The 12,588-nt window shown below is 62.5% G+C and carries 11 protein-coding genes; 1 reads left to right on the forward strand and 10 read right to left on the reverse strand.

Annotated features, from left to right (window positions below; all coding sequences use genetic code 11):
* Nucleotides 1–65: 65 nt before the first annotated feature.
* From FGE21_RS07520 to FGE21_RS07540, 5 genes are all read right to left on the reverse strand, one after another.
* A complete protein-coding gene (locus FGE21_RS07520) occupies nt 66–1,514 on the reverse strand; it encodes a hypothetical protein (protein ID WP_139662683.1) in 1,449 nt (482 codons plus the stop codon).
* Nucleotides 1,511–1,699, reverse strand: coding sequence for a hypothetical protein (locus FGE21_RS07525; protein ID WP_139662684.1), 189 nt, complete (start codon nt 1,697–1,699; stop codon nt 1,511–1,513). The genes FGE21_RS07520 and FGE21_RS07525 overlap by 4 nt, the downstream gene beginning before the upstream one ends.
* Nucleotides 1,696–2,160 (reverse strand): GtrA family protein, encoded by a 465-nt coding sequence (locus FGE21_RS07530; RefSeq protein WP_255731420.1) that lies wholly within the window; start codon nt 2,158–2,160, stop codon nt 1,696–1,698. Before FGE21_RS07530 ends, FGE21_RS07525 begins: the two co-directional genes overlap by 4 nt.
* A 5-nt stretch (nt 2,161–2,165) precedes the next feature.
* Nucleotides 2,166–3,146 (reverse strand): glycosyltransferase family 2 protein, encoded by a 981-nt coding sequence (locus FGE21_RS07535; RefSeq protein ID WP_139662685.1) that lies wholly within the window; start codon nt 3,144–3,146, stop codon nt 2,166–2,168.
* Nucleotides 3,147–3,388: 242 nt separating this feature from the next.
* Nucleotides 3,389–5,380 (reverse strand): CocE/NonD family hydrolase, encoded by a 1,992-nt coding sequence (locus FGE21_RS07540; RefSeq protein WP_255731421.1) that lies wholly within the window; start codon nt 5,378–5,380, stop codon nt 3,389–3,391.
* 166 nt (nt 5,381–5,546) lie between these two features.
* Here FGE21_RS07540 and FGE21_RS07545 point away from each other — a divergent pair, with 166 nt between their 5' ends.
* On the forward strand, nt 5,547–6,347 hold the full coding sequence (locus FGE21_RS07545) for a helix-turn-helix transcriptional regulator (RefSeq protein ID WP_139662687.1): 801 nt from the start codon (nt 5,547–5,549) through the stop codon (nt 6,345–6,347).
* 70 nt (nt 6,348–6,417) lie between these two features.
* Here the strand turns inward: FGE21_RS07545 and FGE21_RS07550 are convergent, their stop codons facing one another.
* The 5 genes from FGE21_RS07550 to urtB form a co-directional block, all read right to left on the reverse strand.
* Nucleotides 6,418–7,530, reverse strand: coding sequence for a CaiB/BaiF CoA-transferase family protein (locus FGE21_RS07550; protein ID WP_139662688.1), 1,113 nt, complete (start codon nt 7,528–7,530; stop codon nt 6,418–6,420).
* A gap of 275 nt (nt 7,531–7,805) precedes the next feature.
* On the reverse strand, nt 7,806–8,501 hold the full coding sequence (gene urtE, locus FGE21_RS07555; protein WP_139662689.1) for an urea ABC transporter ATP-binding subunit UrtE: 696 nt from the start codon (nt 8,499–8,501) through the stop codon (nt 7,806–7,808).
* A 4-nt stretch (nt 8,502–8,505) separates the two neighbouring features.
* The gene (urtD, locus tag FGE21_RS07560; RefSeq protein ID WP_139662772.1) at nt 8,506–9,246 is read right to left on the reverse strand and encodes an urea ABC transporter ATP-binding protein UrtD; all 741 of its coding nucleotides are present in this window, start codon (nt 9,244–9,246) and stop codon (nt 8,506–8,508) included.
* Between the two features lie 5 nt (nt 9,247–9,251).
* Nucleotides 9,252–10,418, reverse strand: coding sequence for an urea ABC transporter permease subunit UrtC (gene urtC, locus FGE21_RS07565; RefSeq protein WP_139662690.1), 1,167 nt, complete (start codon nt 10,416–10,418; stop codon nt 9,252–9,254).
* 87 nt (nt 10,419–10,505) lie between these two features.
* On the reverse strand, nt 10,506–12,551 hold the full coding sequence (gene urtB / locus FGE21_RS07570; RefSeq protein WP_139662691.1) for an urea ABC transporter permease subunit UrtB: 2,046 nt from the start codon (nt 12,549–12,551) through the stop codon (nt 10,506–10,508).
* Nucleotides 12,552–12,588 lie beyond the last annotated feature (37 nt).

A 12,588-nucleotide genomic window follows, 5' to 3' on the forward strand; every position in this document is an offset into this window, starting at 1 on the left:
GCGGCTCCCCTCGGGCTCATACTTCCGGCCATCATCCCCCATCACCTCTGTCGTCGTCCCTGCCATCAACGGCTTGGGATTTTTGGCGGTCGCAGCGCCGCATCTGACAAACGCAGCTCTATTCCTGCTGCGCTGCGCGACAGGGACCAGCCGGTTTCCGGATCTGGTCCTTTGAGGCTCGCCGACAGGACCTCACAGGCGGCTGGCGTTTCTTCACACAGGATCACCTGCCGCCCCGTGAGGTACTGCAGACGCAGCCGGAACCCACGCGCATGCTGAATGCCTGCACCCAGAACCGAGGGCAGTGACAGGTAGGTCCCACTCACGAACACGGCTTCGGGACCTGTGCCAATCTGTTCAGCCATCGCCCGCGTTTCGTGTTGCCAGGGAACCATTTCCCTGTGCTGCAGGATCGAAAACATTGCAAACAGCATCGCAAGCCCGGCCAGCATGGCCCTTGCGATCCGTTCTGGCAGTCTGCGCGACACATGCCCCAGCAGAACCGCATAGAACACCAGCGCAAAGCCGAGAACACGGGGCGGCATGACCACGCCGCTTTTCACGGCCTGCACCGCGATCAGGGCCAACCCGATCCCGATCCCCGTCAGCGAATAGATCACCTCCCACGGGTTTCGCCGTCCGACCCAAACAACCGCGAGCCCCCCCAGCCCGAGCAAACCATAGGTCAGTGGCATGAAATTATATGCGACCACGCGCGCCGCGATGCCCATCACATCGCCCATCCGCACCAGATTGCTGAGCGCAGAGGCCATGTCATAGGCCGGTGTCGGTGTCCGCCAGGCCGCCATCGGAATGCCGAAGACCCCGTGGAAATGAAGGTTCAGCGTATAGATCACCCCCATGCCCAAAGCGAAACTGGTTACAAACAGCGCCAATACCTTGGCCAGATGCAACGCCGACCGCGGTGCGTCGCGCCGGGTCAGACAAATCGCCAAAAGCAGGAGCGGGTTCATCGTGTATCCCATCAGGGCCAGGGGCACGAAGGGAAGAAGCAACCAGCGGCCCCAGCGCTCGGATAGGGTGGCGCAGAGAAGCGCATAGGCCGCGCAAACCATGAGGCCCGGCAGTAACGTGTTGAACCACAGTGAAATCAACAAAGTCGGGGCCGCCAGACCCGCAATCATCGCCACGGAGAGCTTGCGCCAGACCGCATCCCCGGCGCCAAACGCAAGATGGACAAGCGTACCGAGGTAGATCGCCCAACAGGCCTGATAAAGGATATAGGTGACTGGGGCCGACAAGGCTGGCGACCACGCCAACCAGAGGTAGTTCAGCCACCGCCCCTCGCTCAGGGTTTTGGGATAGTAGCCGCGCGCGTCGTTGAAAAGCGCCTGAAAATCATCGTGGCGGAGCAACGGATCCATGATCTGCGGCGCGGAGGCCAGCAGGATCCCGGCAAAACACAGGAGGATCAGACGCAACAGATCGCGCCACGGCAGATTTTGCGGATTCTGCCCTCTTTCGGTGCCGATGACGGGAGGGGCATCGGTCACCGCAAAGGTCCACCACTGACGGTGAAACCGCGCGCGCCTCCGTCACGGTGGTGCGCCACCTGCGAGATCGGATCTTCGCCCGCATTCGGGGTCCATTGAGACACCCCAAAGCCGCAGCCAAAGGACGTCGGCGGCACGCGACACTCATCGACCTCCGGATGGTGCATCGGGTTCGGGCCCCTCATTTCGCTGCTGCGGCAAAAACCCAGATCCGGAACATGACGTAATTCTGGATCGGCAACCATAGCATGACGACGGCCCCGGAAAGCGCCGGAGGCCAGCCCAGATGCGGCCCGACATGCGCCGTAATCAGGGTCGAGACGACAAAGCCCAAACCGATGGTACAGGCAAACCGCAAGATCTGCTCTGGCACCGCCAGCGGCCGGCGAAAGGTCCAGGCCGTCTGAGCAATATACTGCACCACGACGGCACAGCCGAGACTGATGATATTGGCCGCAGCTTCGGCCAGCCCAAGCTCCACCCCCAGCAGGAACAGCCCGAGATAGAGCCCCGCCACACCGGTCCCGACGACGCAGAACCGCAGGATCTGATCCCGGTCCGTTCGCATTGTGCGGGGCCGATCCGGCACGGTATCTGATGGTACAGTATCGGATGGTACAGTATCTGATAGCACGTCGGTGGCCATTGCGCTCATCTCGCCTGACGGCGACGGCCTGTTTCCGCCTCGATGTCGGCGAATGTCTCACTTTGGTAGTCGCCGGTCTCCCGATCGAGAAAGAACAGAGGGCGCTGCTTCATTTCCATATAGAGGCGGCCAATGTATTCCCCCATGATCCCCAGCGTCAGCAACTGGATACCTGAAAAGAACGACATCGCCAGCAGCATCGAGGCCCAGCCCGGAGCGGTCTGATACAGGATCAGTGAGTGAAATACATAGATCGCCACCAATGCCGAGACCCCGAGGGTGCAGAATGACAGACGGGTGGCAAAGCGCAGTGGTTTGATCGAAAATCCGGTGAGCGCATCGGTGGCCAGCTTCAGCATCGCCCGCAGCGGGTATTTTGTTTCCCCGACCATACGGGCATCGCGCTGATATTCCACGCCAATCTGGCGAAACCCGACCCAGGCGAACATGCCACGGACAAACCGCGAGCGCTCCGGCATCTGCAGAACACTGTCCAGAGCGCGACGGCTGACGAGGCGAAAGTCACCGGTATCCTTGGGGATTTTCACATCCGACAGAGCGTTCAGGAACCGGTAGAAGGCCCAGGCCGACAGCTTCTTGAACGGGGTTTCGCCCTGACGCTGGGCCCGCTTGCCGTAGACCACATCATAGCCCGTATCCATCAGGCTCATCATCTCCGGCAACAGTTCAGGCGGGTCCTGAAGGTCGGCGTCCAGCATGAAAACACGCTGCCCCTCGGCGGCGGCGAGACCGGCGGTCAGGGCAATCTGGTGACCACGATTGGCCGAAAGCTTCAGGCCACGCACCTCGGGATGGGACGCATGCGCCGCTTCCAGAGCGGCCCAGGTGCCATCGGTTGATCCGTCATCGATCAGGATGATCTCGGTCTGCCCCGCCCAGGGCGCAACTGCCGCCAAAAGGCGGTCCACCAAAAGCGGGATCGCCTCTTCCTCATTGTAGCACGGTACAACCACCGACAGTAGCATGGGGCATGCCCTCACTTTTTCCACCTGCTTGATCGAGACCCAATCTGCAGGACAGCCCCGCGAAATTTCAAACGCAGACAGGCGCGTGACAGCATTTTCGCACCAATTGATTAACGCGCTGTGAGCTTTTGAACACGCATCATGTCATCGAGGTGTCAGCGGTGTGTGTGGTGCCACAATCCCGCCATGGCACCACCTGTTTTGCCTTTGAAACCCCGCAATCAACAGGGTCGCAAGACCGTTCACAGGACACCGCGCAGCAATGATTCGGTCCATTCCCGGGTCAGCACAATCGCCCCGCCTTCCTTTGCCGTGACCCGTCTCCACAGGTGGAAATGCGTCCGGTCACAGGTCATGCGGTTCTCGGTCCCGATCTCGACCCCCCAGTCACCGCGGGCAAATTCGAACGTCCAATCGCTCTCGAACGTGGCGGAGGAAGGATCGTCCGGGTGGATTTTATAGCGCATCATCACAGTGCTGTCGGCGATCAGACCATGGTCCGAGTTTTCCGCCCGACCGTAGTCGTCAAAGGTTTCCAGCACATGGGTGCCATCCGCCTCCACGCGCCGTTCCGAGGTGCCGGAGGCCGCGCGGAAGTCTCGCCCGCCGATGGTCGGGTAGTCTCGTGCCGGGGGCGGTGCCATCGGCGCGATCTCTTCGGTCACATTGCGCTCGGGCAGAACCAGCATGCATCCCTCAAGCGCCAGTGTGATCTCTGCGGCCTCTGGCGCGGGCCACACGATGGGCCAGTAGGAGGTGGACAGAGCCAGCCGCAAACGGTGCCCCTCCACCAATCGATGGGCGCATTCGTTCAGCTCAAACTCCACCTCATAGACCCGGCCCGGCTCCAGTCGCGTCGCCACCTCGTGGCTGTCGTCATGACACAGGTTGCGGGCCCGGTAGCTGATCCGCTGCGACACCCCACCCGGGGCCACGTCACAGAGCCGCGCCATGACCTGAGCCACGGGGCGGTCGACGCTGAACCTCAGCCGCACCCGCGGGCGACCGAGCAGCTCCAGCGGCGCCGTCAGCGGGGCGGTCTCGAAACAGGCGGACAGCGCATCGTCGGCCTGCTGATCCTCGGGCAGCTCATTGTCAATCCGCATCCCGGCGCAGAAATATCCCCCCGCCTGCCCCAGCGTGGCCGGGTTGGCCACAGTGACTGAACCAGTCTGGGGTGTTTCAGCAAAGCCGCCGGGCGCCAGTGGCAAGCACAGGTCCTGTACATGCGGCGACGGCCACTGCGCCTCTGCCACCCATCGTCCCTTGCGTGGTGTGTTCTTGGCCGTGGGGTTGAAATGCTCCTGCATGTAGGCGCGATAATCGGGCAAGGCCTCCGCGCCGCTGTCCTCGCCCTTCAGGTACTGATCAAACCAGCGCAGCACCTCGCCATGGAAATCCGAGGGCTCCAGTTTTGAGATATGCCCGTAGCGATGCTCCCATGGGCCCATCAACGCCTTGCCCGGTGCGTTCGTCAGCCTGGCCGCAATCGCAGGCGGGGCGTTCACATAGGCATCCGCCCAGCCGGTGATGGCCAGAACCGGCGCCGTGATCGCCGACCAGTCTTCGCAGACGGAGCCATGTTTCCAGAATTCGTCCCGTGTCTGATGGCTCAGCCAGTCGGCCCCCATGAACGGCAGATCCCGGATCCGGCCCAGCCATTCCTCGCGCCAGTCCGGGCGCAGATCCGGGTCCAGCGGCCGGGTCATATAGGCAAACATCTGGCTCGACCAATTCTTGTTGTCGCTCAGCAGGCAGCCGCCCATATAGTGGATGTCATCGGCATAGCGATCGACGGTAGAGGCAACCGAGACCACCGCCTTCAGCGCCTCCGGACGGCGCCAGGCGAGCTGCAAGCCGTTGAAACCACCCCAGGATATGCCGATCATGCCGACGCGTCCGGTGGACCAGGGCTGAGCCGCAATCCAGGTCAGAACCGCTTCGCCATCGGCCAGTTCCTGCTCGGAATATTCATCATCGAACCGACCGTCGCTATCGCCGGAACCGGTGATATCCACCCGGAGGCAGGCGTAGCCATGGGCGGCAAACACCGGGTGCGTGGTGGCATCGCGCGGCGCGGTGCCGTCGCGTTTGCGATAGGGCAGATATTCAAGGATCGCCGGAAACGGGCCAGCCCCCTCCGGCATCCAGAGCCGCGCCGCAAGACGGCGGCCATCGGGCAGCGGAATCCAGAGATGATCTGTCGTGGTGACGGCGGTCTGCTCGCTGGGCACGTCTGTGTTGTCCTTCATTGTCAAAGTGGATTTTCGTCAACGTGGCTTTTCGGGGCCGGTTTCATGCAACATTTTGCGACGCCGACGCCGTGATAGGAACTGCGCGCTTGTACGCATCTGTCAGCAGGTTTACGCAGAACTGCGTCACATCGCGAAAGGGACAGTGATGAGCAGCGAGTTTTCCCGGAACCTGCGGTTTCTCTGTGCCGAGGCGACCTCCATCGCGCAGGTCTGCCGCGAGATCGGTCTGAACCGACAGCAATTCAATCGATACCTCTCCGGGGCGGGCTTGCCCTCGGCCCATAACCTGCGCCGTATTGCGCGGCACTTTGACCTGAGCGAAGCAGATCTGCTTGGCGATCACGCGTCCCTATGTGCCCACCGCAGCCGTGCCAGTGAAACCAGGCTGCCCGCGCCGCTGCTGCATCTGGGGCAGGGTTTTGCAGGACAGGCGCGACACATGCGCCGGTTCCTCGGGAGCTATCATTCCTATTACCGCACGCCCACCTGGCCCGGTCAGGTTCTGCGCGCGCTGGTCCGCCTGAAAGAAGCCGACGGCTATGTCATGAGCCATACATTCGAACGCGCCAGCGCCCGTGACGGCAGTATCCGCCAACGCAGTGCCTATCAGGGGCTGGCGAGCCTGCGCGGCGAGCGGATCTGCCTCTGCGAACGTCCCCGCAACGCCACCAGCGCCATATCAGAGACCATTCTGATGCCCGCACACCCGCATCAGATCTCATACCTGCAGGGGCTGACGCTCGGGGTTTCTGCCGGGGCCAGTCGTCGCCCGTTTTCCGCCCGCACGGTCTGGGTACGGCTGGAGGAGAAAGTCACCGCCCGCGAGGCCGTCGCCGCCACAGGCGCCCTACCCCAGGACAGCCCCCGTCTCGACCCGAAGGTGCGCCGCCTGCTGGGCGAGGACACGCCCCTGTGCCTCGCCGTCGAGACATTCCCGCCGCGCTGAGGCCGCTGTTTTGAGGTCCCTGTGTTGAGATCGCAGTGTGGACGGCATCGCAATCAGTAGCGGATGCTGCTCAGTCGTCCTGTCGCGGCAGCACCGGTGCCGAACGCTCCAGCGCCAGTTCGGCCTCTGAAAAGACCCATGGCCCCCGCACCCCCGGCACGCCTTCCGGCGAAATCTGCATCCCCCGGTGGATCGTCTGCGGGTCGTCAAAGGCCTGACCGATGCTGTTGATCGGCCCCGCTGGCACAGTCGCCTCCTCGAGCGCGGCGAGCAGCGCCGCCTGCTCCCATTGCGCCAGGGCCGCGCCGAGCATCGGGGTCAGATCGTCCCGGTTCGCAACCCGCAATTGATTGCTCTGAAACCGGGGGTCCGTTTTCACGCCGCCCAGATTCAGCACATCGCAGAGACGGGTGAACTGGCCGTCATTGCCGACCGCAAGGATCACATGGCCGTCGCGCACAGCCATCACCTGATAGGGTGAGATATTGGGATGTTCATTGCCCATCCGCGTCGGGCTGGTGCCGGTGGTCAGGTAGTTCATGTTCTGATTTGCCAGCATCGCCGTCGCGCAGTCCAGCAACGACATGTCGATATGCTGCCCGAGGCCTGTGCGGTGGCGCTGCTCCACCGCCGCCAGAATGCCGATGGTGCCGTATAGGCCCGTGACGATATCGGTGATGGCAACCCCCACCTTCTGCGGCTCCCCGTCCGGCGCCCCCGTGACCGACATCAAGCCCGACATGCCTTGCAGCAGAAAATCATATCCCGCCCGGCTCGCATAGGGTCCGTCCTGACCGAAACCCGTGACAGAACAGTAGATCAGGCGCGGGTTGATCAGGCGCAGGCTCTCATAGTCCAGCCCGTATTTCTTCAAGCCCCCCACCTTGAAGTTCTCGATCAGAATGTCGGCCCCTGCCACCAGATCCCGCACCTGCGCCTGCCCTTTGTCCGTGCGGAAATCCGCCGTAACGCAGTGTTTGCCGCGATTGGCTGCGTAGTAATAGGCGGCCGTGCTGTCACCGTCGCGCTCGATAAACGGCGGTCCCCAGCGCCGGGTGTCGTCCCCCTCGGGGCTTTCCACTTTCACCACATCAGCGCCAAGATCCGCCAGCGACTGGCCAATCCAGGGACCTGCGAGAATACGGGCGAGTTCCACCACCTTGAGGCCTTGAAGCGGAGTCATGAGGGGCGTCCTTTTCGGGATGTAGGGGTCAATTCAACGCCCTCCATACCCGAGCCGAAGCGGCGAGGCCAAGCCCGGACAGCCACATGTTTTTCAGGACCGCGACAGATTGTCCCCGCAGGCGCTCCCCAGCGTCTTGGGCGGCCCGGCCCGCATGGGGTCATCTCGCCCGGTCATGCGCGCCGGGCAGCGCGCCGCAGGCGCGCTGCCACGCCCAACGGGGATGTCTGCATATTCAATGCAGGCAGCACGGGCGGGAGCGCCACCGCCGCATCTCAGACCGACACGCCCTCCAGCAAATCGTCACGCGCCAGTTCGCCTTTGCGGCCTGCCAGCACCACCTCCCCGCGGCGCAGCACCACAAAGCGGTCCGCCAGCGCATAGGCAAAGTCGAAATATTGTTCCACCAGCACAATCGCCATCTCGCCCTGGTCACGCAACAGGCTGATCACTTCGCCAATCTGAGTGATGATATTGGGCTGGATCCCTTCTGTCGGCTCGTCCAGAACCAGCAATTTCGGCCGCGTGATCAGGGCGCGGGCAATCGCCAGCTGCTGTTGCTGCCCGCCGGACAGATCGCCGCCGCGCCGGGTGATCATGTCTTTCAGCACCGGAAACAGCTCAAACACCTGATCGGGGATGTGATGTTCGCTGGCTGGCAGGCAGGAGAACCCCGTTTCGAGATTTTCCTTCACCGTCAGCAACGGAAAAATGTCGCGCCCCTGAGGCACATAGGCAATCCCTTTCTGCGCCAGCGCATGGGCCGGGAGCACGCCGAGGATCTCGCCGTCCAGTGAAACCGTCCCGCCCGAGCGTGCATGGGTGCCGGTAATCGCCTTCATCAGCGAGGTCTTCCCAACCCCGTTGCAGCCCATGACACAGGTCACCTCACCCAGCTGGGCCTGCATGGAAATCCCCTTCAGGATCTGGCTGTGACCATAGTGCAGAGTGATATTGTTCAGATCCAGCATCTTGTTAACGTCCCAGATAGACGTCGATGACGTCAGGGTTGGCGGTCACATGGTCGAGACCGCCTTCGGCGAGTACAGATCCCTCATGCAGAACGGTGACCTTGCAATTGAGGCGGCGAACGAACTCCATATCATGCTCAACAACCACCACAGCCCGGGTCTTGGCAGCCTCCACCAGCAGATCAGTGGTATGCTCCCGCTCCTGCGGTGTCATGCCGGCGGCCGGTTCATCGACCAGCAGGAGCCGTGGCTCCTGTGCCAACAGCATGCCAATCTCCAGCCATTGCTTCTGACCATGAGAGAGCTCACCGGCCACCCGGTCCAGGTGTTCCTGCAACCCGACTTCCTGTGCCAGTTCCTCGACGCGGGTTCTATCCTGCGCGCTGGCGCGAAAGGTCAGAACCGCCCACCAGCTGCGCGGCGCACGACGCGCCATCATCAGGTTTTCGCGCACCGACTGCTCTTCAAACACGGTGGGTTTCTGAAACTTTCGCCCCACCCCGGCCTGGGCAATCTGCGCCTCGTTCAGGGCCAGCAGGGAGATGGATTTTTCGCCCCAGAGCACTCGCCCTTCGTCCGGACGGGTCTTGCCGGTTACGATATCCATGAAGGTGGTCTTTCCCGCGCCATTCGGCCCGATCACCGCCCGGAGTTCTGAAGGGCCGATCTGGAAGCTGAGGTTGTTGATGGCGCGAAACCCGTCAAAGGACACCGAGACGCCAGACACCTCCAGCAGCGTGTTCATCTGGCTCATGCCTTGTCCTCGCGTTTGAGCAGATCAAAAAGACCGCCGATGCCCTTGGGCGCAAACAGCGTCACCAGGACAAAAGACAATCCCAGGATCACCTGCCACCAATCCACCCATTGCACCGTGTAAAACCCGAGATTGATATCCGGTGCCTGCCCCCCCGTGAACCAGGTCGACACCAGCGACACAAAAGCCGCCCCGAGCACGGCCCCGTAAAGTCGGCCCCGCCCGCCAATGGCGACCCAGACCGCAAGATAGATCGAGGCAATCGGCGCAATTTCTGCGGGGTTTATGATCCCTGCCTGAGGATAGTAGAGCGCCCCTGCCACGGCGGCGATCATGGCTGTCAGGGTGAACAACATCAGCTTGAAGCTCTCGACCGGGTAGCCCAGGAACCGCACCCGCGCCTCATTGTCGCGAATGCCGCGAATGACCGAGCCGAATTTACCCGAGACCACCCAGGCACTCAGGATATAACCGGCTCCCAAAGCCAGAGCCGAAGCCCAGAAAAACCACAGGGAGACCGCCGACTGCGGTGCGGTGACACCGGGCAGGTTCTGCAGACCCGAGAGCCCGTTGTTGCCGCGCAGGCCGCTGTCGTTCTGGAACAGATACAGGGCCAAGGCCAATGTCATCGCCTGTGTCAGGATCGACAGGTAGACGCCGGTCACGCGGGACCGGAATGCCAGCCAGCCGAAGACCAGCGCCAACAGGCCCGGCACCACAAGCACCAACAGAAGCTGGCTCATAAGGCTGTCGGCAAAGGTCCAGACCACCGGAAAATCCGAGCTCCCGACGACACCGAAGATCTGATTTCCGATACCGTCGATAATCTCCTGCGGGGTCGGAGGTATATCCCCCTGCGCCAGAGCGCCTTCGACGATGATCTCGGTGCGGGCATACATGAGCCACATGCCCACCATATAGCCACCCAGCCCAAAAAAGGCGAAATGGCCGAGGCTGAGGATGCCACAATAGCCCCAGATCAGATCCATGGCGATCGCCACCAGGCACAGACACAGGGTTTTGCCCAGGGTCTTGATGAAGCTGGTGGAGAGGGCTCCGACGCCGAAGCCCTCGGCCAGGACGGTGACCACCACCGTGAAGAGGGAAAGGCAGATCAGGAAGACCAAGACTGATGGGTTTTGTGCAACAAAGGACTTACGCATGTCTGTGATCCTTGCCTGCGGGGGGCCAGCCCCCCGCGCCCCCCGAGGTATTTTGAAAAAGATGAACAGGACAGTTCAGGCTCATGGTCAGTCCCCCGCCGCCCGGCCCTTGAGGGCGATGATGCCACGCGGCCGGAACTGGATGAAAACGATGATGAAGATGATCATGTAGGTTTGCGCCGCCAGTGTGTTTGACGGGTTCAGCCATTCGATCCCCTTCTGCAGGGTGCCGATCATTGTCGCGCCCAGAAGGGCGCCCCAGATATTGCCAACCCCGCCGACGACCACGGTCATGAAACTTTGCACGATATAGTCGGCCCCCAGTTCCGACGTCACCTTGGCATAGAGCCCGATGGCGACGCCCGCGATGCCTGCGATGCCGGAGCCAAGCCCGAAGGTCAGCATGTTCACCCGGCCCGGGTTGATGCCCATCGAGGCCGCCATGCGGGGGTTTTGCGTGACCGCGCGGGTTTCCAGGCCAAGGCGCGTGCGCTTCATCAGGAAGAGGAAGAAGCCGAGGAAGATCAACGCCAGCACAAAGATCGCAATGCGGATGTAGCTGATCGCGACCACGTCATTCAAGACCAGCGCCCCGTCAAGCCAGCCGGGCGCGGTCAGGGGGCGGGCCTGGGTGCCGAAGAGGTTCTTGGCCAGCTGCTGCAAGGCGATGGAGATCCCGAATGTTGCCAGAAGGGTTTCGAGGGGGCGGTGGTAGAGGTGGCGGATCACCAGACGCTCCATCGCCACACCGGCGGCAAAGGTCACCGCGAAGGCCAGCGGGATCGCAACCAGAATGGAGACTGTGTGATTGGGGATCACCTGTTGCACCACATATCCGGTGTAGGCCCCCATCATGATGAACTCGCCATGGGCCATATTGATGACCCCCATCAGGCCAAAGGTGATGGCCAGACCGATGGCGGCAAGGAAGTAGATCGACGCGAGCGAGATCGCATCCAATCCCAGATCGAGTGATTGGTTCAGCCCCACCCGCGTTGCAATCGTCGCAAGCGCCGCCTCTGCCGCATCCGTCACCGCCGGGTCGGGCTCGGCGTAGGTTTCAAAGAAAACATGTGAGGCGAGTGCATTGTCGATATCGGCGTCCGACACCCGTGGCGGCACCAGCCCAGCCGCGAAAAGCGCGCTATAGGCCGTCACCCGTGCCTCCGGGTCCGACAGTTGCGCAACGGGAACCCCGCCGACGCGGCCGCCGTCGATATGAGTTGCCAGCAGGGTCTTAATCTCTGCCGAAGATCGCCGCGGCGGGGCGAGATCTTCGGCGACCAGCATGTCATAGGCTGCGAGCCGGTCCAGCTGCGGGCTGCCCGGCGCCAGCACCCGCGCGACATTCCGGTCGTCGGGAAGCGTCGCGGCGGTGGTCAGCGTGGTGGCAACCAGCGGGTTCAGGGCCGCGCGGACGTCAACACCGAGATCATGTGACATCGCTTCTATTGCCGCGATCCGTTCCTTGGGATCGCGATCATAGGCGATGCTGAGGAGCCGCTCGATCCGCATCTTGCGTGCCTTCAGATCCGGGTCGGGCTCCGCAGCGACGGACGCCCTGAGCGGCAGCAGCAGATCGGGACCGGGGCGGCGCTCAATCGCGACGAGGGCCTCTTCGCGGGTGGCCCGGTCGGGATCGGACAATTGAAACTGTACCAGCGCGGTGGCAATCAGCCCGCGCACGCCACTGTTCGGTTTCAACTGGACCAATGCGTCCTTGGGATAGTCGCCGACCACTGAATCGCTGTCGAGATCCGTCAGCACGAAACTCCGGTCGCCGGTTTCGCCGGCGACAAAAAACAGACCGTCGGATTTGCGCTGCCAGATGCGTTTGTTCTGCCAGGCGGACAAAAAGGCAGGCACGCCGGGCAATTCAGAGGATAGGATGTGATCAATCACCGGCCCGATTGTCTTGCGCGACGCCTTGGTGATCAGCGCGGCCTCTTCTTGCAGAACAGATTGCAATGGGCCGATGCCGGGCTCGGTCTGGGTGAGCGCTGGTTCGGCGCTGAGTTCGGCGCTGGGTTCAACCCTGGGTTCGGCCGTGGTGTCCTGCGCCGAAGCGACCTGTGCCAGGGCCAGCAGCGCACCGCAGATCAAAATGCGGCAGACGCGAATGAGATGTGTCATGGGTGGTGATCCGGCCCTATTGCCGCCCGGTTCGTCC

Origin of the sequence: Phaeobacter sp. B1627 (genome assembly GCF_006265095.1) — a bacterium.
GTDB lineage: Bacteria > Pseudomonadota > Alphaproteobacteria > Rhodobacterales > Rhodobacteraceae > Epibacterium.